Source organism: Pedobacter sp. GQ55 (assembly GCF_059758925.1).
This window is the reverse complement of record NZ_JCAXEI010000012.1, coordinates 134,869-156,434: the sequence shown is the minus strand read 5'-3', so window position 1 is coordinate 156,434 and position 21,566 is coordinate 134,869. Positions and strand designations below refer to the sequence as shown.

Genomic DNA, 21,566 nt, shown 5'->3' with positions numbered 1-21,566 from the left:
ATTAACAACTGTAAAACAGCCACTTAAATTCTATAAAATGTAGTTTTTGGTTTTACGTCTGGTTAACCATTTCCCATATGATTAAATTTTTCAGTGGGTGCGTAACCAAAAAACTTCTTAAATGCATAGCCAAAATGGGAAAGATTTTCAAAGCCAGTTTCCAGGTACACTTCTGATGGTTTTCTGTTTTTCTCTCGGATTTGATAATGTGCCAGTTCCAGTCGTTTTCGGATAAGCCATCTTTGTGGTGTAGTTTGAAAAGCTTTTTTGAAATCGCGTTTAAATGTGGTCAGGCTACGTCCGGTCAGGTAACCGAATTTTTCCATGGGCATATTGAACATATAATTTTTCTCCATGAAATTTGCGATATCAATCTTTCCAGGCTCTGCAAAGTTGGCCAGCGTGTGGTCAATACCGGGTTCGATAGTCCTCAGAATATGAATGGCCTCTTCTATTTTCAGCGAAGCAATGGATTCAGGCAGTTTTCCTTTGAGCTCAAAGTATGGGATTAATGAGGACAGGCAGCTTTTTAATAAGGGATGCTGTTCAAAGGTGCGAAAGCTTGGGTGTGAAATCAGTCCTGCTTGAGCAAGTGATTCATTTTTATGATAATAGTCTTTGAGCCGATCAAGCCTAAGGTGCATGGCTACCGACTTATGGGGCAAACCATGTTTAGGATAATTGAGAACCGTAGCCAGCAAGTAGCGGGGAAACAGCAAGGTATCGCCTGCGCTGAACACATAGGTCTGATCTGCCTGCACAATCCTGGTCTCTCCAGAGATGATCCATACCAGTAAATGGTCTTCAAACAGCACATCGGCTTTGAAGAACTGGTCTTCAAAGCACGATCGCTTAATGTCATCGTGTATATATTCTATCTGATGTGCCATGGTTTACATTCTAAAATTAGGGAATTAATTGCATAGCAATGTTCAATCTGCGGTAAATATCACTTTGGTCATTTCTTCACTTAATTGCCAAAGCCGTTTTGCATTTTCTGGGTCAACAGAGTAAGGTTTCACCCCGCGAAGCGTTGAAGGGTCATCGTATTGGTGATCAATGTTTCCATAATCAAGCGCTGCAATGTCTCCATTTTCACAATACACACCGCCTATACCCTCAAGCTTTTGACTGGTTGCACACCACAATGTAGTTGCAGCGCCCTGCGCTATTGTTTTGAGCTTTTTAGCGACCTCTGGATAAATCTCGCCATTCTCATCATGTGTTCCCATCTGCTGAAATAGTGCCATTGGGGCCACCCTTCCCAGGTCTGTGCCGTTTACCGAACCAGGATGTAATGAGAAGGCACGTACGCCAAAGTGTTTGCCTCGATTATCCAGTTCTACAGTAAACAGGTTATTGGCCGTTTTGGATTGACCATAGCCTTGCAGCGTTTCATACTGGCGATGTTCAAAGTTGGGGTCTTCAAAATCAAATGGTGCCATTTGATGTCCGAAGGAAGACACATTGATCACTCTAGCGCCATTTGCTTGTTTTAATGCAGGCCAAAGTTTAGCGGTAAGCTGAAAGTGTCCTAAATGGTTGGTAGACAGCTGCGACTCATAGCCACGCAAATCGCGCTGAAGCGGTACCCACATAATGCCTGCATTGTTAATTAACAGATGCAGCAGGCGATTAGTTTCCAGAAAATTCTGTGCAAAAGCATCAATGGATTCGGGATTCATCAGATCCAGATGTTCAACAGTAGTATTTTTTACTCCTTCAAGGTTTTTTTTAGCCTTAGCAACATCACGGGCGGGGACTATTACTTTGGCACCAGCCTTAGTTAATGATTTAACTGTTTCTAAACCAATACCTGCATAGCCACCTGTTACAATGGCGATCTTTCCACTGAGGTCGATCCCTTTGATTACATCATTACTTGTTGATGTAGCGTTAAACCCTGAGCCAATGGGTTGTTGTAAAGTACCATTGTACTTGTTTGTTTCTTTTTGTTCCATCTTATTTGTTATTTGACAACAACAAAATTAGATGGATATGGGCAGGCACGTTTTGTTTAAAAGGCTTAAATCTTTTGTTTTAAAGACCAATTGATCTGGATAGCGAAGAACACTATCCTGATCAGTTGGGTTGGGATGTAAATTGTATAATTGCAGGTTGCAACAATCTATTTCCCTTGATTTTTCTTTTCAGTAATCTCTGTTCTGATCTCCTGGGCAAGTCCTTTAATCTCCTGTAAAGCTTTACGCACTCTGGTGCCGGCAGCACTGTTTCCAGCGTTATAAAATTTTTCTACGTCTGTTTCTACTGAGGCCACTACCTCTTTTAATTTTGCGAATTTGCTCATAATGTTTTTAAATTAATTATTGTTATTTATTAGTTTTCTGGTGTCGGATAGCAACTATTACCCATCCAACAATGTAAACATAGAAGAATAAAAATAAAGTCACAAACAAATACTACTAAATTAGTATACTTTTTTTATATTTGTTTATCAACAGTATTAATCATTAAGATTATTCATGTTTTTACTTAAGGTTGAACCGTATGCTCAGTACGGTAAAAAGTAGGTTGTTTACTCATTGCAACCTGCTTTTTAAAATTCCATGCTGCGAAGCACGAACAATACTCGTTTAATTTATATTTGGTTTTTAAAGGCTATCTGGAGAGATAGCCTTTACTTTAATCAACTAGCAAACAGATACTTTCCTAAACTTTTCAGAAAATGGGTTGTTGTTAAATATACATCTACATTTATCCAACGGCTATGAAGAATCCGATTAAACTAGCAATATTAATAGCTATATGTTATGCAATTTTTATTGCGCCCAGTTCAGCATCAGCACAGCAAAACGATTCCATTACTGCCGATCAATTTTTGCAACAGGCATCCATCGGTGGCATTAATGAAGTTTCAATGGGGAATCTGGGATTAAAAAGAGCGCAGGACTCCAAAATTAAAGATTATGCTCAAATCATTTTGAACGACCATATGGTTATTAATGCTGAGATAAAGGCTCTGGCAAAAAGAAAAAATATAAAACTACCAGATTCGATGGGCATACCAATTAATAGTATGCAAACCCGGGTCGACACTGCCCTGAGCAGTCCAGCTGTAAAACAAGCAGATACGTCTAAAAATAAAACTATGTTAGCCGATACAGTTGAGGCGAATTTTGATTCGGGTTATATGCAAATGATGATCAAAGATCATCAGAAAGCCATCGATTTGTTTACAAAAGGAAGCCAAAATAAGGATCCGGATATACAAACATTCTGTTTAAAATACTTACCTATTTTGAAAAGGCATCTGGATGATGCGGCGAGTATTTCTAAAGAAATGCCGCTTAAGAAATAGTTTATAAAAAATGGAATGACATTATGCTATATTACAGATCGCTATATCACACATGGCTATATCACATACCGTCATCTCCTTTGGTTAACCAAAGGAGGTGACTACAGCATAAAAATAAAAAAAGGCCCGCCAGTGATGGCGAGCCTTCTAACAAGCTTAATTTATTGCTGTTTATTACCTGGTGCAATCAGCTGTCCAGGTAGCTCCATTATTAGAAACTAACACTTTTAAGGTGCTGGCATTGATTGAAATACCAGTTACTCCACTTCCAACACTGACGTAGTTATTGTCGCCAGATTTTTCAAACTTCACGCCCTTTATATCAGGAATATTATTGCCAAAGAAAAAATTGTAAGTCTCTCCGACTTTGCTCACAGTAACTTTCCCCTCTGAGCTGGTTATCGTGTTGTCATCTTTTTGGTAAGAAATAGATCCTCTATAGGTCCCCACAAAGAAATCTTTATCTGCTGGATCTGTGTCTTTCTTACAGGCGATCATAACCGTCGTAGCGATTAAAAGTAAACTGAGAATTCTCATTGTCTTTTTCATAATAAGATGTTTTGATGTAACAGTCCTATTACAAAGGCCATGCCAACAGTGGTATTATAGCCTAAGAAACGGGTGCTGAGCGATCAAAAAATGGCCAAAATTCAAATAAAAAATAATGGCTTTAAGCAAACAAAAAGGGCTATTCAGATGAGAATAGCCCTTTTTTTTGCGTTATTAATTAACAATCTTAGAATGCATAGCGCACGGTAGCTCCATAAGTTCTTGGATCGCCAAGTACACCTGCATATAGGCCAGAGTTACCCGCTGCAGCCTGCAATTGTTCGAAGTAATTGGTGTTTCCAATATTTCTAACCCAGCCAAAAATGGAGATTTTATCTGATTTGAATCCAAGTCTTCCGTTCACTAGCGTATAACCATCAACATTTAACACTTTTGAAGGTGTTGGGTTTGAAGAGTATTCTGAACGGTAACTAAGATCACCAGCGATAAAGAACCTACCATCTCTGGTGCCTACTTTACCAGGAGCGCTAAATTCAGCACCACCGGAAGCATTCCATTTAGAGATACCTGGCAATCTTCCTCCTGATGCATCTTTAAACGCGACTTGAGTAGCAGTACCATTAACAAGCTCTGTATGTCCGGTTTCTTCTAAAGGAAGTGGTGCATTGGTGAATTTCTTGTATTTACCATCAAGGTAAGCTACAGCAGCATTTATAGATAAGAACCTTTCTAACTGATAACTTCCATCAATTTCCAGACCTTTTACGTTCACTTTTTCTGCATTTGCAAGATAGCCTCTGTTTACACCCAGTTGTGGAGATTGCACGTTGGTTTGGTAATCTTTAATATCTGTATTAAACGCTGTAACGTTTACAATAGCTCCCTTAAGAGGCTTTGTTTTTAAACCGAATTCATAGTGCTGAACATATTCCGGTTTTACTACCGCAAGAGATAGATCTGCCTCGCCAGTGCCTGTAGTTGGCAAGCCTCCTACGTTCACACCCACTGGTTTATAAGCGGTAGAGTAAGTTCCATAAACATTCAACTTAGTTGTAGGGCGGTATGACAAGGTGATGTTACCAGACAAATTATTGTTGTCTGTGTTGATATTGAATTTTTGATTGGCATAAACTGCAGCTTTAAGAGCTAGCAAAGCAGGGTCGGTAGTTTGAAGACCTCCATAAGTTGTTCTGTCGTAATCAACATCTTTTTTGTCGTAAGTAAACCTTAAACCAGGTAAAACGTGCAGGTGTTCTACAAATTCCCAGTCGGCCTGTGCAAAAATAGCAGCACTTAAAGATTTGATCGTTGAATTGGTTTTGATACCGAAGCCATCTAACAGACCAGGTGTTGTGTATCCTGCCTGTGCACCAGTTGCAGCTGTTTGTACAAATCTCCATTGATCTTTACCCACCTCTTCAGTTTGTGACAGACCTTTCAAATTCTGAGCAAGCGCAAATACTCCGATAACCCCACTTACTTTCTCTGTGATATTACCAGCATATCTAACCTCTTGCGAATATTGGTCGTGGCGAGAGTTTCCTTGCGATTTGGTCAATGCAGACAATTCTGAGAAATCTCTGTCGTTTGTAGGATCCCAGTTCCAGAATCTCCAGGCAGTAGTGGATGTAAGTGTTCCATTTCCTATTTTATAATCTACGTTTAAAGATATACCACCAATTGATTGATCCTGCTTCCAAGGTGTATTGGTATTGATCTTTCTTGAAAAAGGATCTATTTTAGGTTGCTCATATCCTAAATCAGAAACAATTTTGGCATACTGACGGTAAGCATTTCTTTCTGTAGTAGTTACGCCAGCAATTACCAATGGGTAACCTGCCGGGTGCTGAATACTTACATCACTGCTTAACAAAATTTGCAATTTATCCGACGGGGTATAATATAACTGACCTTTAAAACCAAGGTTGTTTTGGCCACTGTACCTGCGTTCTTCACTGGTATTAAAAATTGTACCATCTCTTTGAGTACCTGAGATGGCCAACTTTGCGGCAAGATTTTTTGCTACTGCTCCGGAAACTGATGTTTTAGCTTGTATAAAGTTGTAATTTCCAACATTCAATTCAACTTTAGCAGTTGGAACCAGTGTTGGTTTTGTAGTGGTGATGTTGAAGGCACCTGCGGTTGTATTTTTACCAAATAAGGTACCCTGAGGGCCGCGAAGGATTTCTATCTGCTCAATATCAAGGAAATCTGTAGAAGTAGCGGCCGGACGAGCCTGATAAACTCCATCAACATAAAAACCTACTCCAGGATCAATACCGTCGTTGGTTAAACCAAATGTTGACCCCAATCCCCTGATGTTAAGTGTAGTGTTTCTTGCGTTTGAAGCGTACAACTGTACAGAAGGAACCAGCTCTTTTAAGCGGTTAACGTTAAAAGCTCCTGCATTTTCGGCAGCCTGACCACCGATAACAGTAATTGCGATAGGCACATCCTGTAAAACCTCCGAACGTCTTCTGGAGGTCACAACGATTTCATCTAGCTGTGCATTTTCAACAAGAGTTAGCTCCAAAGGAGTATCCTGAAATCTCAGGATCTGAAAATCCTGAGCCTTATAGCCAACTGAACTAATTTGAAGATAAAATGGAGGCTCCTGCTTTGTACTGATGCTGAATTCTCCTTTATCATTAGCAGATGTAGTGATTTTCGTGCCTCTGATGAGCACAGTTGCATTGGGTACGGGAACGCCGTTAGCCCCCTTTATGACACCCGTTATTGTGCTTTGGGCAAAAGTAACGCTTGCCGTAAGTATAAGGGAAAAGAGAATAAGTAAACTTTTTTTCATGATTTTAAGATTGATTGTTTGGTTATACGCTTTGATTTTGTTTTGTTTAAAATGGTATTGCTCAGGATAAAATTGCAAGGCAAAGCCCTGTGGATGTTTTTTGACATCCTTTATAGTAACATTAATGGGATTTGTGGGTGTTAGCTTACGCCGAGATTACAGCGTGCTGAATCAACAACAACAACAGTCTAAAAGGAAATGCATTCCTTTTTCAGATGTTTTTCTTTTCATTTTTATAAAATGTAAATCTGTTTTCATTTGATTACAGCTTGTAAACAGTTATTTAATTATGCAAATATAATACTTTTTTCAAAACCACCAATAAAATCTATAGAAATAGTAGTTTATTATTTAATAAGGGGCTGACATCTACTATTTATGTAGTTTGTCTACTAATTTTTAAGCGTAAGATATTCTTTACTAACTTATGTTAGAATTCAACAAAACCATGATGCTATGAAAAATTTCGCATTGATTCTATTCACCGCAATGATTTGTGGTGTAAGCAGCTACTCTCAAAATAGCAAGGTTGGCGGACCCTGTGAAGGTTGCGAGGCTATTTATGAAAGTCCAATCCCTTTTGAAAAAATAAAATCTTTTGTACAGTTGCCTGATGTGAGCTGGGAGGGTAAAAAACCTATGGGAATTAATGGTACTGTTTATAAAGCCGATGGCAAAACCCCAGCACCGGGTGTAATACTATACCTCTATCATACCGATGCTAAAGGGCATTATCCAAAAAAGGGAGATGAAACCGGATGGGCAAAAAGACATGGTTACCTGCGTGGCTGGGTGAGGACAGATGCTAACGGAGGCTACAAATTTGGTTGTCTGCGCCCTGCTCCGTATCCGGGAGGTACAAATCCGGCTCATATCCATGTGACTGTAAAAGAGCCGGGTATCAATGAATATTATATTGATGAATTTGTTTTTTCAGACGACCCTCTGCTTACTGAAGCAAAGAAACAAAAGCTGGCCAACCGTGGTGGCAGCGGTATTGTTAAGATTATTGATGTAGGCAATATGTACAAAGGCGAACGGAACATTTACTTAGGGAAAAATATCCCTAACTACCCCTCAGCTAATTAAAGCCTCAACTTGATCCCTCCATTAACTACAAAACCGTCAACAGGCGCATAAATATCCCTAAAAACAGGATCAGTAATTGTACCGGTATAAATGGTATCAAACTTAGTTTGGCGGGTATTAGTGAAATTCTCAAAATTCACAAAAATGGAAAAGCGCTCCCATAATTTTTCGGCCATCAATCCGGCCGTCCAGTAGCTTTTACCCGTGGCACCGTCATTTAATCTTTGTTTACTGAAATAATAAGCCTCGGCACCAATTTTCCATTCATCTTCCACCTCATACATGAGCACATTGTTTAGTCTGTGTTTTGAAACCAGTGGATAAGCTGTACTGGTACCGCCGGTATACTGATTTACATCGGCATAGGTATAGCCAATAAATAATTTGAAATCACTATAGGTGATCTTGGCATTGGTCTCCATCCCTTTAGTGTCCAGATTGCCCTTTGGCTGCACATATTCCAGGTTGCCTCCTGTGACTGCAGTCAGCAAAATCGGATTGTTGATCCGGGTGTAAAAGAACATTTGGTTAATACTGAAGCCAACTTTATCTTCAAATAATGTAGTTCTATAATTGATGTCATAATTGGCCCCATAAGAACGCTCTGCCTTGGTGGCGGTCACCTCAATTGGTAATACATTACGGAACTGGATTCTTTCTGCATCTTCGGTAAACACTGTTGGTGCTTTATAACCTAGTCCCCCACCTAAACGGGTTGAGAAATGTTCATTGATTTTCCATAGCCCCGAAATTCTGGGTAAAAAGAAAAATCCATATTTGTTATGGTAATCACCCCTGACACCTGATTCAATGTTAAAACGCTCTGACAAGTTCCAGGTATTTTGCACAAACGCACCCATGGTATTGTAGCTATAACTTCTTAGCGCAGCACTGCTATTCCGGTCTTCTTTGAAATGATCCGTCAGGAAGTTCACACCCGCTACCCAGTCTGCTTTTTCTCGGCTGTGACTATAATTGGCTTCACTGTAAGTTGAGACCTGTGCACCCGAAAACAGATAGCTCGGCAGACCAATGCTACGGTCATAATAGCTCACTGAATTGCGGACAACGAGTTTTTCCTGATCACTCAGCTTATGATCCAGTTCCAGCTGTGAACTGTAACGTCCGGTTTTGTTCTCTTCAAAATAAGAATGCGTGGCATCCCCATTTCCTTTTACATATTCCAGGTCTCCGCCGATACGTTTTTCAGTAGTGGCATTAATCCCGGCAGAAAGGGTTGTTGATTCAGTGAAATAAAAGAACAGTTTCGGGTTTAAGGTAAAGCGGTTAAACTTAGGAATTGCGGTTAAACCAATATCCGAAGGATCATAAGCTGTTCCTTTGTTATAGGCTGCATAAACGGTAACACCGATTTTTTCGAACTTTTGGGCATAAAAACCACTAGCATCTAGTCCCAATGCAGATGTTCCATTCAACAGAAAATTCAACTGGCGCTCTTCGGTTGGTTTTTTCGACACCAGGTTTACCAACCCTGCGATGGCACCACCACCATATAACGTAGAAGACGAACCTTTAATCACCTCTACTTGCTGTAGATCAAGCGGTGCGATTTGCAGCAAACCCAGTCCACCTGAAAAACCCGAATATAAGGGAAAGCCATCCCTGATGATCTGGGTATATTTTCCATCTAATCCTTGTATACGGATGCTGGAATTACCACTTGTAGCAGAAGTCTGCTGGGTTTGTATCCCTGTACTTTCAGCGAGCATCATGCGGATATCGCCAGGTTTCATATTTCCTTTCTCATCCAGCTCTTCGCCGGCAATTACCTCTACCCGCGTTGGTATATTGTCTATTGTACGACTGCTTCTGGTGGCTGAAACCACCACTTCGTCCAGTTCCTCCTCTTCTTCCTCTGCTTCAAGCAAGACCACTGCATTGGCGGTCTGAACAATCGGAAAAGTTAGCGTGTCGGTTCTTGTTTTAAAACCAATATAACTGAACTGGATGACTTGCTGACCTGAGGGAACATTGTTTAAAATCACCCGCCCATCAGCATCTGATACTGAACCGATAGCAGATCCCAGCAATTTGACAGTCACCCCCGCTAATGTTTTATTTGTCTTTGCGTCTTTAACAACAGCTTTATATATATTTTGAGCATTGGCCGAAACTGTAAACAGCAATACAGCCAAAAGCACAATCATTTTTTTCATGATGTAATTTGTAAATAAGATAAATCAATAATACTGGCCTCAAAGACCTCGGACTAGAAATTAGCTTAATTTAGGCGGCTGCCAGATCGGAGTAGATATAAGCGGAAGTTCAACAGGAAGATAAAACATATTGTGCTGTACCGCTTTAAACGGAACCACAAAAGCAAAGGGAGAAAAACTGGTAAAAGTAAACCCGATACAGGTACCACAAACATAGAATGGTGAACAGTCCCTGCAACAACTATCGTCTTTTTTCGCACATAGATGATCAGCCTCTTTTTGAACGGTCTGATGCGCATGTACCTCATCTTCCTCCAATGCACAACATGGCACTAAAGTTAGTGTTAACACGAGGATCGATAAAAACAAGGCAATAAGCTTCACGCGATAAAAGTAGAACATTTCAAGTAAAATTGATCATCCGGCTTATAAAAAATGGCGACTGAAATTCAGCCGCCATAATAATAAAACAGAAATAAAAAGATTCTAAATATTAATAGCCCGGGTTTTGATACATCTTAACCGGATCTAATTTTACTTCATCAAAAGGAATCGGATAGTAACGATCTTTTGTGGTTATGTTGGATAGTTTAGCAATGCCGTATGATGATTGCGGTTTCGCTTTAAAGTAAGCGACCAACTCTGTTGTATTAAAAGTCCTGATAAGATCAAACCATCTCTGATGTTCAAATGCAAGCTCCACTCTGCGCTCATGTAAGATGGCCAGTTTCAGGCTTGGGTATTTTGAAGCGTACGAAGCATCAGTTTTGGCAACAGCATAAGCTGGCATGCCCGCTCTGGTTCTAACCATATCCAGGTATTGAATGGCTTCTCCTTCATTGCCCTGAAGATTACTAACCTCTGCCAGCATCAGAATCACATCTGCATAACGCATTAATATACAATCATTGCCTCCATAACCATTTTCAGTTGCTCCTGAACTTGCGTCACGAAACTTAGTAACGAACCAATCCTTAACGATAGGGTCATTTGCATATTTAACCGAAAAATCTTTTCTCAGGTCATTTGCTTCATAGTCATTAATCAGATCAAGTTTTACGTTTCCGCCGATACCCGTGGCTTTTTTCAAGGAATTGATAGTTTCTCCTTTTGCTTGATTGTTGGCAGCGATGCTTGAACTGTAGCTAACATCTCCCTGCTTATAAACGATCTGAAAAATCAACTCTTTACAAGTTGTCTTTTTGCTGACATCAAACACCTCTGTATAGGGGATTTCAGACAAGGCACCAAAAGCACGCATGTTGTAAGCGGCGAGTAGATACGTTTTAGCATTGGCTAAGTTTTCTGCCTTGTTGGCCTCAAGGGTAGCGGCCATAGTTAGGTAAACTTTGCCCAGATAAGCGTTTATTGCAGCTTTTGATGTTCTTCCAAGACCTGAAACAGGCTGGAAGTTTGGAAGATTAGCATTTAATGCGTCTTTTAGATCTGCAACGATTTGACTGTACACCTCTGTTTCAGGTACTCTTACTGTATTTTCTGTTACCTCAGCAGTAGTAGTTAGATGTTTGGTAACCAAAGGTACAGCGCCCCATTTACGAACCAGTTCAAAATACATCAAAGCCCTGATGAATTTTGCCTCTGCAGTGTAAATGGGTTTATTTGCTGGATTGGTAAATGTTGGCTTGTCTATGTTGGACAGAATTACGTTACATCTGGTAATGGATTGATATAAAGTTAGCCAATGACTTTTTAAGTACGAATTACTTGGCAACAAAGAGAAATCGTTGAACTGAAACGGTTCTCCGGCATTACTCTGATTGTCATTTCGGCCGGCATCATCAGAGCGTTCATCGGTAAAAAGACCACTGCTCTCGCCAACTGTATTGCTGCTCCTAAGAGACTGGTAGGCACCATTAACAGCTAGCAAAACATCGTTTTCGCTCGTAAAATAATCGTCAACTTTAATGGCATTAGGGTTGGTTTGTGCCAGGAAATCTTTTTTACATGCACTTAAACACACCACGATGCTTAAGGCCAATACTTTAAAAATATGTTTTTTCATCTTTCTTAATGCTAAAAAGTAAGTTTAAGACCAAGGTTATAAGCTCTGGCAAGTGGATAGTTTCCGTAATCAACACCAGGGGTTAGGTTAGAACCTTTACTATAATCAACTTCGGGGTTATAGCCTTTGTAATCAGTTATGGTAAAAGCATTATCTACACTTGCGTAAATGCGGACGTTGCTTACCTTAAGTTTATTTGAAACCGATTTTGGTAAGCTGTAGCCTAAAGTAATGTTGGTACATCTGAAATACGATCCGTCCTGAATATAAAAGGTAGACAAGCGTGTGCTGTTGCTTTGAGTTCCGGCCCTTGATGCTCTGTAGATTATACCTGAACCTGGGTTGGCCTCATTACGGTAGCGGTTTGCTACTTCTGCATACTGATTGCCTGAACCCTCCATATTGAATAGATAATAATCCTGACCATCCAGTACCTGATTCCCTTGAGAACCATTGAATGATGCTCTAAGATCTAATGTTTTATAGGAAGTATTTAATGCAAAGCCATAAGTGAATTTAGCATAGGGAGTACCAATTACAGTTTTATCTGCATCGTTTACAATTCCATTGCCGTCTGTATCCTGGAAATAAAGGTCTCCAACCTTGAGTGGATTTGTAGCAGCGGCTGAGGGAGCAACTTTGTCAAGATTTTCTGCAGTTACTCTGCCCAGGACTTTAAAGCCATAGAACATTCCGACCGGCTGACCTTCTTGTGTAATGTGTGTAAGGTAAGAACGCTCGGCGCCATTAGCTAAAATGGTACTTCCACCACCCATATCTAAAACCTTATTACGGTTTAATGCAATATTTCCGCTCAGACCAAAAGTGAAGTTTTCTTTTTGAATGATCCTCCCATCTAGTTGTAAATCAAAGCCTTTGTTTCTGATCTTACTGTCATTAAGGTTTGTTAAAATAGATGAGGTACCGGATATAGCCGAGATAGGCTGATTGAACAACAGATTATAAGAGTAACTCAAATAATAATTAAAAATAACGGATAGGCGATTTTTAAATAAGCCTATATCTGTACCGAAATTGTATTGTGAAGTAGATTCCCAACCCAATTCTATATCCTGAATTGCATTCGGCCATATCGCTGTTGACACACTGTTTCCAAACACAACACCCCCAGGTGAGCTCATTTCTTGTTGTGTACGATAGTTTGGAATGTTGTTATTTCCACTTAAACCCCAACTTGCTCTTAATTTAACGGTTGACTGTTCACCAAGGAAGTTATGATAGAAATCTTCCTCTGAAATGCTCCAGCCTGCTGCAATTGAAGGGAAGTTTCCATATTTATTCAGTGGCCCAAATCTTGAGGAACCATCACGACGGAAGGAACCTGTCAGGAAATATTTTCCTGCATAATTATAACTGAAACGGCCAAAGTAAGATAAAAGAGTAGTGGTTGATTTTCCGGTTTCGGTGCCAAGTGTAAAAAACCCGGCATCGGCTCCTTTATCAGTAATTTCTCCAATGTTATTATTCTGGAAACCTTTTGCGGAAACCCGAATCAGATCACTAGTGCTTTGCTGAGCAGAATAACCACCTAAAACATCCAGCTTATGTTTGCCAAAGGTTTTGCTGTAATTTAGCGTAAACTCTGCCAACTGGTCAACTTCTTTTAATGTTTGTGCAATTGCTGTTGCTGCAGTTATTGCCTCGTTAGAATACGGCGGATTATTGCCACTGCTGAGGCTGGTGGGCAAATAGTAATCATACTTTTCACTGAAGGTTTGCATGCCTACATTTGCCTTGAACTCCAGTCCCTCGATGATCTTATAGGCAGCATTAGCATTATAGGTACTTTTGTCACCTTTTCTTGTTATTTTCATTTGCTGAACTGTAGCCAATGGATTTTCAGGGTTTTGGATACCATATGCCGAGGCCAGTGAAGCCATTCCAAACTGAATAGGTGTGCCATTTGCATCTCTGGCAGGAAGATAAGGTAAATACAGTAAGGCAGACATCATTGGACTCAGGTTATAACGTCCTTCCTGCACTTCACGGTTGCTGTTTTGCGTGTAAGCAACATTAGCACCCACATGCAGGCGTTCACTTACGTTTCCGTCTATATTTGACCTGAAGTTAATCACCTTTTGATTGGTGTTGGTGACAATACCATCGTTGTCCTGATAACCGCCACTTAGGAAATATTTGATGTCTTTATTGCCTCCGGAAAAGGATAAGTTATGACGCTGAAAAGCTGCATTTTTATACAGCTCATCTTGCCAGTCGGTATTATGAGCAGCAGGAATAGCTTGTTGGGTGCTAAAATCGTAAATATCTGAAGGGATGCTTACACTACCTCCGTTACCTATATTAGCAATACGCGCAGCATTATTGTCAGAGAACATAGCATCTGTCCATGGTTTTCCGGCATTTACCATCAGGTCCTTATATGCATTATTACGCCCATCAATTAGTAACTGAATAAACTGATTGGCATCTAATAATTTTACTTTTTTAGCCAATTGAGAAATACCAGTCTGCACATCATATTCGAAACGGCCTTTTCCATCTTTACCTCTTTTTGTAGTTATCAAAACCACTCCGCCTGATGCTCTTGACCCATAAATAGCAGCTGAAGCCGCATCTTTTAAAATATCGATGGTCTCGATATCCTCCGGGTTTATGGATACGTTGTTTCCAGATGGGTAACCATCAATTACATATAAAGGATCTGAACTGGCATTAATTGAACCAATACCTCTTACTCTTATTTTTGTACCTGAATAAGGTGCACCACTGGTTTGGGAAACTTGTACCCCGGCAACCTTACCTACCAGTGCCTGGCCAATGGTTGGTGAGGTTAAGTTAAGCTCGCTTGCCTTAACACTACTAATAGCACCTGTTACATCAGATTTTCTGATCTTTTGGTAACCAATTGCAACTACCTCATCCAGCGTGTTAGTGCTTTCCTTTAATGAAACATTTAAAGTTCTTGTCGCAGTTACTGGCACTTCCTGTGATTCGTAACCGATGAATGAAAAAACTAATGTTGATCCTTCCTCAAGCGAAATCGAATACTTACCATTAACATCTGTGGAAGTAGATTTTTTGGTCTTTTTATCATAAACGCTTACACCCGGAAGTGGCAGCTGGTTATTATCGGTTACCATACCGCTTATGGTGAAAGCTGCTTTATTTTTGAAAACAGATGTATTAATACTATATCTGCTTGAAGCCATTATTGGCGAATTGAAAATTGCGAGTAGTCCTACCGGAAAAAGCAATTTCCTGCAAGTGTTTTTAATACCTGCATTGAAAAGAAATGAAGTCATCTTTAGTTTTAGTAATAATGTTGAATAATTCCTGGTTTAAATGTTTAAAGAGCATGTAGAATCGGATTCACATAGGCAAATAACTTTAGTTAAAAAACAAACTTATTTGAGTGCTTTAATTCGGCCAAAAGTATGTGTGTATTTTTAACACTATGTATCCCCAGTATTAAGTCTATGAGAAGGTTTCTTGAAAAAAACCTTAAAAATTATCATTAGAAATAGATTACACTGAAATCAGCCCAACAGAATTAATACAGCCGTAATGTTATATTAACGACATTTATTTAGCTTGCAAAAATTTATTTCATGAGAATACTCTTTACCTTTTTGCTGCTTTGGTTATTTATATTTCAGACGAAAGCACAGCAAAATTCTGCAGATCAATCCTATCAGCCGGTGGTAGGAAAAAGCCAATCATATAACCCTTACATACAGTATAAAAACTATTACTTGCTTACCCTGATGCAGGAGCTTCCTGATTTGAGAAAAGCAATAGCTGAAGATCAGGCACTTCAAAAATTACTAAAGGACAAAAGTGACAATGCAGCCACCGCATTAAAAACCTGCGGACAAAATGTTAGCTGTTATGCCAATGCAATGAAGTTTAGCGAAGCAGAAATTTTATTGGTTAATGAAAGACTTAAAACCTTGTATAAAAAAGAGAATGCTTTTGGTGAGGTGGTTAAAAACCATCTGTTGCCATCAGGCTGCTATGGTTTGTTTCAGGATTTACCCCCACAACAATTACTGATGAAAGCATGGGAACAGGATGCAAAAGCCATTAATTATGCTATTGAGGTGTATGTTGAAGGTAAAAAACCTAATTATCCTAAAATAGATTCCATTGCTTTCAGTTCAAAGGACAAGGAATTTCCAACTTTCATCTCTTCAACTGTTGCACTCAATACAGGGTCTGATAAAAAGCTTTTTTTTGAACCTTCAATGAATTTCGCATTAGGTGCACTTGAATTGAACAACCGCTCAGAAGCAGCGGATTATGAGCCGATGAACACTGGTGTGAACCAGTCAGCAATCGTAAAAATTAAAAAAACCAATTTCAAAAATTATAAATACAGTGTGATCTTAGTTCCCGGAGCCGGACCAGAAGATAGAGAAACTGAGTTAAGTGCTGGGGGTATGATACGCTGTAGAATTGCAGCAATTCAATACCATAAAGGCCTGGCACCGTTTATAGTGGTATCAGGTGGAAGGGTTCATCCTTATAAAACCAAATATAGTGAGGCCTATGAGATGAAGAAATTTATGGTTAACGCCTTGCATATTCCTGAAAATTCAATCATTATGGAACCTCATGCCCGACATACCACAACCAATCTTCGTAATTGTGTACGTTTGATGTTTCGTTATGGAATGCCGATGGAAAAATTGGCATTGATTAGCACAATCAAATCAACGATCCCTTACATCTCGGGAATACTTTCAGAACGCTGTAAAAAAGAATTGGGTTATTATCCATATAAAATAGGACAAACGCTGAGCGATACCGAAGTCGAATTTTATCCGAACAGCATGTCTTTACAGATTGATTTTGACGAACCTTTAGACCCTTAGCACATGAAACTTTTTAGTGCGGCATTGATTACTGGATTGGTTATCTCTGCATTTAGCTACAAACCAATTTCAGGCAACATTACAAAATCTTTTACACTGGATTCCTTAGGAGCCTGTCAGGGGATATCCAATCAGAACGGAAAGTATTTTCTATACGGCGACCGTGAGATTGGGGTAATGCGGGAATATCATTTAAAAAACGACACCCTGATTTACCAGCCTGACGAGTATCATTTTACGATTAAAGGTGAAAATGTAATTAAACACCCTACGGGTATTGCCTTTAGAAAAGGTATGCCAACTTTTATCGGGAATTCTGTACGTCAAAATGCTGAAGGAACTGTATGGAAAGCGATGATATATTCAATCAATTGGTCGGGATTTCTAAAAAGCAAAACCTTAGATGGTAATTTATTAAAAACGATAGAGGATGATGCCTGTATACAAGGGACCAGACCAGAATACGTGGCGCATAAAGGAAAATGGTTTATGGCAACAGCTGATTACGGGAATAAAGCAAACGAAGTACGTCTTTATAATGCCATTAAGCTTTCCAAAGCTGACAAAACAAGTGAAAAAGGATTATTGTATCGGAAATTCACATGTTCTCCATGGGTACAAAATCTTCATTTTATAGAAAATAAAGGCATACTGGTGCTTATTCAAAATCAAATTGAGGGTCGTAAATGGAGGTTAACTTTTGTAGACTTAAACAAATCCATCGCCAGCGGCCATGAAGAAGTTATTAAAGTCATCGATACAGATAAAACTGATGAACTTGAGGGATTCACATTAACCGACGATCAAAACAAGGGAATTGCAGTTAGCTCTTCCAGGAAGAATAACGTAAGCTTAATGGATATTAACTGGAGCAAAAGCTAAAAAGTGCCCTCACTTGTCTGATTTTACATTTTTCTGACCAACAAACAAAAAGACAACCAGCCATTTGAACCAGTTACTTACTACCAACTCAATTACCAGGTAGATCCACAGGCCAAAGCAGTTACGACCTGTTCTCTGTACCGAAAACTGAATTGAACAACAACCCCAATATCAACAAATAATGGTATTTAAGTAATAAGCGTAAACAGATACGATATGTAATAAAACCGGGTCATTTTTAGACCCGGTTTATACTAGTTAAAATTTGATTTATATCTATGGCTATTACTTGGTAATAACCTGATCCAAAATAGGCTTATTAAGACTGGTAAGGAATTGCTGATCAGTCTTAAGCAAATCAAGCACCACTACCTGATTTTTACCTTTTTTCAGCCATTCAGCAGGCAGGTAAATTGTTTGCTGAGGGCCAATACTCCAGTATTTTCCAAGATTATGACCATTTACCCAAATCACACCTTTACCCCATTTTCGCATATCCAGATAAGTATCCTGTACGTTTTTAAGTTCAAATTCTGCATACTTCAACATAGGCCCATCCTGCTTAATTGCGTTACTAGCCTCCTTTTTAAGTGGTTGTTTATCAAATGGCAATGAAAACATATCCCAGGATTCTAAGACTGCACCAGCTAAGGTAACCTTGCCAGTAATCCCTTTTTTGTTTTGAAGTAAAAATGGTCCGAAATTAATCCTTCCCATATTTTCTACTAAAATATCAAGGGTGACCTTACCCGATGGCAAATCTATCATAAGACTATCCTGATTTAGTCTCCTATCCAAAATACCCTGTCTTTTACCGTTAACATAGACCAGACCGAAATCCTTCAATCCATCTATTTTCAGCATACCCTGCTTTCCCCCATTGATAATTGTGCGATAAAGTACATATCCGTAAGCCTGATTCAGCTCTTCGAAAGTTAGTGGCTGAATATTGTGCTTTGATTTTCCAAGGTAATCGTAAATACTAACTTCGGAGGAAAAAGGAATAGCCTCAAGAGCTGTTGCTGGCTTTGGAGCAGGAACAGCCGGCAACTTGGCGCCAGCGGGTAAATGCTTTTCGATAACCGCCCTAAATTTCATAAACTTTTCGGTTGCGTTACCTGCTTCGTCAAGGGGAGCGTCGTAATCATAACTACTGATCTGAGGTTCGTAGGGTATGGTATCACGGTAATTAGCTCCGTTCATAAAAGCGCGGGTACTACCGCCGTGGAACATATACATATTGATGGAAATACCTGCCGAAAGTACAGAATCAAGCTTTCCGCTATACTGTTCAGCCGGAACTTTATGATGTGGTGTACCCCACCAATCAAACCACGCGGGATACCATTCTGCTATAAAAAAAGGGCCTTTACCACCATTTAATTCTCGGATTTCCTTTTTTACGATTTCCGGATTGTCTTGCCCATTAATTGCTGGAAGTGTTCCGGGAAGGAATCCTTTTTTGATATCTTTTTGAGGATCACATGTATATAGTAATCCATCGAACCCCGCATCAATAAACATCTCGCGGTTAATACGCAAGTATTCCTTATCGGAGCCATAAGAACCATATTCATTTTCAATCTGCACCATGAGCACATTACCTCCATGGTTAACCTGTAGTGGGGCAAGTTGTTTACCCACCTGGTGAATGTATTTCCGGTACTCTTCCAGGTATTGTTTTTCCCGGCTTCTTACTTTCAAACCTTGTTCATTTTGGAGCCAATAAGGATAACCTCCAAATTCCCATTCTGCACAGACATAAGGACTAGGTCGCAATATTACCCATAGCCCTTCCTGTTGTGCTATCTTTACAAATTCAGCAATATCATTGTTACCAGAAAAATCAAACACATCTTTTTCGGGTTCATGGGCATTCCAGAACACATAAGTTCCAATAGTATTGAGTCCCATGGCCTTTGCCATTTTCATCCGGTCTCTCCATGCTTCTCGTGGTACACGTGGATAATGTATTTCACCGGATACAATCTGAAAAGGTTTACCGTCGAGCAGAAAGTCATTATCTCCAAGTTCAAAAGTATGTGTTGCATTATTTTTACTGCAACCGCACAGTAGTAGCAATACTGCTGACAAGCAAATTAAATTGAATATTTTCATTAGGTGTTTTATAAATTGGAAAATTTACAGAATGCCGGAAATACGATTTGTTTCCCGGCATTCTGTAAATTCTGTTAGTAGTTCGGATTTTGCTGTAATTGATTTCCGGAGGCAAGAATTTCGGTTCTTGGAATTGGTAACCAATAATGTTTGGTCTCGAACTTACGTCCATCAAGTGCTATCTTGGAGGTAAAAGTAAAAGTTCCATCGTTGTTTTTGGTGATGACCACACCCCGTGAAGGAAGGTTTTCTGTTACATCTGCTATTTTCCATCTTCTAACATCATAGAAACGATGTTCTTCAAACGCAAGCTCTATCTGGCGTTCGTGTCTGATAGCAGTACGCATATCAGTTTGTGCCATACCAGCTGCAAGATCCGGCATGTTTACGCTAGCCCTTGACCTGATCATATTGATGGCCTGGCGGGCCGAGAAGCTTGATCCAGCAGGTACCGCATCAGGACCGTAGGCTTCATTTGCTGCTTCTGCAAAATTGAGCAAAACTTCAGCATACCTAATATAAATCCAGGGCTGGAAGCCGGCATTACCCCATGGATTTTGCAAAGGATAAGCATCATTCATGAATTTTTTAAGATAATAGCCGGTTTTTGTGGTATTCCAGTTGTCATTTCCGTCTCTGCTATCTTTTCCACCGGGAATAAACGTCTCTATATTACGTTCGCGATAAGCTGCACCATTATACAAAATGGTTGCTTTAAAACGCGGATCACGATTTTCATAAGGTTTAGCCGGATTATACAGCGGGTTACTGGTATTTGCCGGAAGGCCATTGGTGAGGTCATAAACATCTACCAGGTTCTGCGTAGGCGTATTTCCGGCCCAACCGCCATAGCCATTTGGTCCGTTTGCAATTTCCAGGTGAGTGTGATTAGCGTTCTTGGTATACACACGTTCAAATATGGCTTCATTACTTTCGTTAATCAGGAACATATTACCATAACCTCCTTGATAGATTCCATACTTGTTCAGGCTGATCACCTGCTGTGCTGCAGTTGCGGCAGCTTGCCAGGTACCCGCTGCTTCGTATAAAGGACTGGCAGCATATAGTAATAATCTGGATTTTAGTGCCAGGGCGGCACCTTTGGTGGCCCTGCCCAATAACCATGTATTGTCATTGTTCAATGGCAATTTAGCCGCCGCATCATCAAGCTGTGCTGCCACATAATCAATACCCTCTTTAATAGTTGAACGTTTGAATAGCGCTGGGTCCTGAAGGTTATCTGTTAAACCAAGCACCTGATCTCCCATAAGCACTACCTTTCCGTAGTTACGGATCAGATCCTGATAACGGAATGCCCTGATGAACTTTAGCTCACCTTCGAGCCTGGTTTTACGCGCTGCGCTCATTTGTATGGTAGTTAGAACCTTGAGGGCATAGTTACACTCACGAATGCCGCGGTAACTTCTGCTCCACAATACCCCAAGTGCTCCCAGGTTTTCAGGAGCCAGTTGCCCTCTTTGAACCAACCAGGTATTGTCATCATTATTATAGATGGATTCATCAGTTAGTGAACTCCACATGCTATATTCGAAACCACGTCCAAATCCTGGATTGGTTCCATCAGCTTCTTTATCCTGTAGTCTTGATCCAATGTAACTATTGGTTACAAAAGCCTCAAATACAGCAGTATCTGTTTCCAACGTATTTGTTGGGATCCGGTCTGTTGCAGTAACATCCAGAAAATCCTTTTTACATGAACTCAGTGCCAGTACACCGCTTAATAAAATAAAAACTGGTATGCTATGTTTGTACTTCATTTTTACAA

15 protein-coding genes are annotated in these 21,566 nt (G+C 39.9%); 4 read left to right on the top strand and 11 right to left on the bottom strand.

Annotated elements, in window-relative coordinates:
• Window positions 1-62: 62 nt before the first annotated feature.
• From AC6CH7_RS23270 to AC6CH7_RS23260, 3 genes are all read right to left on the bottom strand, one after another.
• Window positions 63-890 (bottom strand): helix-turn-helix domain-containing protein, encoded by an 828-nt coding sequence (locus AC6CH7_RS23270; RefSeq protein ID WP_498264987.1) that lies wholly within the window; start codon window positions 888-890, stop codon window positions 63-65.
• A 42-nt stretch (window positions 891-932) separates the two neighbouring features.
• On the bottom strand, window positions 933-1,961 hold the full coding sequence (locus AC6CH7_RS23265) for an SDR family NAD(P)-dependent oxidoreductase (RefSeq protein WP_498264986.1): 1,029 nt from the start codon (window positions 1,959-1,961) through the stop codon (window positions 933-935).
• 167 nt (window positions 1,962-2,128) lie between these two features.
• Entirely contained in the window at window positions 2,129-2,308 is a 180-nt protein-coding gene (locus tag AC6CH7_RS23260; RefSeq protein ID WP_068893411.1) for a BF3379 family histone-like protein, read from the bottom strand.
• A gap of 420 nt (window positions 2,309-2,728) precedes the next feature.
• Here AC6CH7_RS23260 and AC6CH7_RS23255 point away from each other — a divergent pair, with 420 nt between their 5' ends.
• Window positions 2,729-3,319, top strand: a complete 591-nt coding sequence (locus tag AC6CH7_RS23255) for a DUF4142 domain-containing protein (protein ID WP_498264985.1) — start codon at window positions 2,729-2,731, stop codon at window positions 3,317-3,319.
• Between the two features lie 174 nt (window positions 3,320-3,493).
• Here AC6CH7_RS23255 and AC6CH7_RS23250 read toward each other — a convergent pair whose 3' ends face one another.
• Entirely contained in the window at window positions 3,494-3,868 is a 375-nt protein-coding gene (locus AC6CH7_RS23250) for a hypothetical protein (protein WP_498264984.1), read from the bottom strand.
• Window positions 3,869-4,055: 187 nt separating this feature from the next.
• On the bottom strand, window positions 4,056-6,635 hold the full coding sequence (locus AC6CH7_RS23245; protein ID WP_498264983.1) for a TonB-dependent receptor: 2,580 nt from the start codon (window positions 6,633-6,635) through the stop codon (window positions 4,056-4,058).
• 456 nt (window positions 6,636-7,091) lie between these two features.
• Here AC6CH7_RS23245 and AC6CH7_RS23240 point away from each other — a divergent pair, with 456 nt between their 5' ends.
• A complete protein-coding gene (locus AC6CH7_RS23240) occupies window positions 7,092-7,724 on the top strand; it encodes a dioxygenase family protein (protein WP_498264982.1) in 633 nt (210 codons plus the stop codon).
• Here AC6CH7_RS23240 and AC6CH7_RS23235 read toward each other — a convergent pair.
• From AC6CH7_RS23235 to AC6CH7_RS23220, 4 genes are all read right to left on the bottom strand, one after another.
• Window positions 7,721-9,901, bottom strand: coding sequence for a TonB-dependent receptor (locus AC6CH7_RS23235; RefSeq protein WP_498264981.1), 2,181 nt, complete (start codon window positions 9,899-9,901; stop codon window positions 7,721-7,723). The two genes, AC6CH7_RS23240 and AC6CH7_RS23235, sit on opposite strands and share 4 nt — an antisense overlap.
• A 60-nt stretch (window positions 9,902-9,961) precedes the next feature.
• Window positions 9,962-10,303 (bottom strand): hypothetical protein, encoded by a 342-nt coding sequence (locus AC6CH7_RS23230; RefSeq protein WP_498264980.1) that lies wholly within the window; start codon window positions 10,301-10,303, stop codon window positions 9,962-9,964.
• 91 nt (window positions 10,304-10,394) lie between these two features.
• On the bottom strand, window positions 10,395-11,924 hold the full coding sequence (locus AC6CH7_RS23225; RefSeq protein WP_498264979.1) for a RagB/SusD family nutrient uptake outer membrane protein: 1,530 nt from the start codon (window positions 11,922-11,924) through the stop codon (window positions 10,395-10,397).
• 11 nt (window positions 11,925-11,935) lie between these two features.
• Window positions 11,936-15,208 carry a SusC/RagA family TonB-linked outer membrane protein gene (locus AC6CH7_RS23220; protein WP_498264978.1) on the bottom strand — a complete coding sequence of 1,091 codons (3,273 nt, stop codon included), beginning with the start codon at window positions 15,206-15,208 and terminating at the stop codon, window positions 11,936-11,938.
• A 306-nt stretch (window positions 15,209-15,514) separates the two neighbouring features.
• On the opposite strand from AC6CH7_RS23220, the gene AC6CH7_RS23215 reads away from it, so the two are divergent.
• Entirely contained in the window at window positions 15,515-16,780 is a 1,266-nt protein-coding gene (locus AC6CH7_RS23215) for a YdcF family protein (RefSeq protein ID WP_498264977.1), read from the top strand.
• 3 nt (window positions 16,781-16,783) lie between these two features.
• Window positions 16,784-17,662, top strand: coding sequence for a hypothetical protein (locus AC6CH7_RS23210; protein WP_498264976.1), 879 nt, complete (start codon window positions 16,784-16,786; stop codon window positions 17,660-17,662).
• A 285-nt stretch (window positions 17,663-17,947) separates the two neighbouring features.
• Here AC6CH7_RS23210 and AC6CH7_RS23205 read toward each other — a convergent pair whose 3' ends face one another.
• Together AC6CH7_RS23205 and AC6CH7_RS23200 are read right to left on the bottom strand one after the other, a co-directional pair.
• Entirely contained in the window at window positions 17,948-19,780 is a 1,833-nt protein-coding gene (locus AC6CH7_RS23205) for a glycoside hydrolase family 35 protein (RefSeq protein WP_498264975.1), read from the bottom strand.
• A gap of 74 nt (window positions 19,781-19,854) precedes the next feature.
• Window positions 19,855-21,558, bottom strand: coding sequence for a RagB/SusD family nutrient uptake outer membrane protein (locus tag AC6CH7_RS23200; protein ID WP_498264974.1), 1,704 nt, complete (start codon window positions 21,556-21,558; stop codon window positions 19,855-19,857).
• Window positions 21,559-21,566: the final 8 nt, after the last annotated feature.

Coding starts and splice junctions, on each gene's coding strand:
- AC6CH7_RS23270 (WP_498264987.1), bottom strand. CDS start 890: ATGGCACATCAGATAGAATATATACACGATGACATTAAGCGATCGTGC.
- AC6CH7_RS23265 (WP_498264986.1), bottom strand. CDS start 1,961: ATGGAACAAAAAGAAACAAACAAGTACAATGGTACTTTACAACAACCC.
- AC6CH7_RS23260 (WP_068893411.1), bottom strand. CDS start 2,308: ATGAGCAAATTCGCAAAATTAAAAGAGGTAGTGGCCTCAGTAGAAACA.
- AC6CH7_RS23255 (WP_498264985.1), top strand. CDS start 2,729: ATGAAGAATCCGATTAAACTAGCAATATTAATAGCTATATGTTATGCA.
- AC6CH7_RS23250 (WP_498264984.1), bottom strand. CDS start 3,868: ATGAAAAAGACAATGAGAATTCTCAGTTTACTTTTAATCGCTACGACG.
- AC6CH7_RS23245 (WP_498264983.1), bottom strand. CDS start 6,635: ATGAAAAAAAGTTTACTTATTCTCTTTTCCCTTATACTTACGGCAAGC.
- AC6CH7_RS23240 (WP_498264982.1), top strand. CDS start 7,092: ATGAAAAATTTCGCATTGATTCTATTCACCGCAATGATTTGTGGTGTA.
- AC6CH7_RS23235 (WP_498264981.1), bottom strand. CDS start 9,901: ATGAAAAAAATGATTGTGCTTTTGGCTGTATTGCTGTTTACAGTTTCG.
- AC6CH7_RS23230 (WP_498264980.1), bottom strand. CDS start 10,303: ATGTTCTACTTTTATCGCGTGAAGCTTATTGCCTTGTTTTTATCGATC.
- AC6CH7_RS23225 (WP_498264979.1), bottom strand. CDS start 11,924: ATGAAAAAACATATTTTTAAAGTATTGGCCTTAAGCATCGTGGTGTGT.
- AC6CH7_RS23220 (WP_498264978.1), bottom strand. CDS start 15,208: ATGACTTCATTTCTTTTCAATGCAGGTATTAAAAACACTTGCAGGAAA.
- AC6CH7_RS23215 (WP_498264977.1), top strand. CDS start 15,515: ATGAGAATACTCTTTACCTTTTTGCTGCTTTGGTTATTTATATTTCAG.
- AC6CH7_RS23210 (WP_498264976.1), top strand. CDS start 16,784: ATGAAACTTTTTAGTGCGGCATTGATTACTGGATTGGTTATCTCTGCA.
- AC6CH7_RS23205 (WP_498264975.1), bottom strand. CDS start 19,780: ATGAAAATATTCAATTTAATTTGCTTGTCAGCAGTATTGCTACTACTG.
- AC6CH7_RS23200 (WP_498264974.1), bottom strand. CDS start 21,558: ATGAAGTACAAACATAGCATACCAGTTTTTATTTTATTAAGCGGTGTA.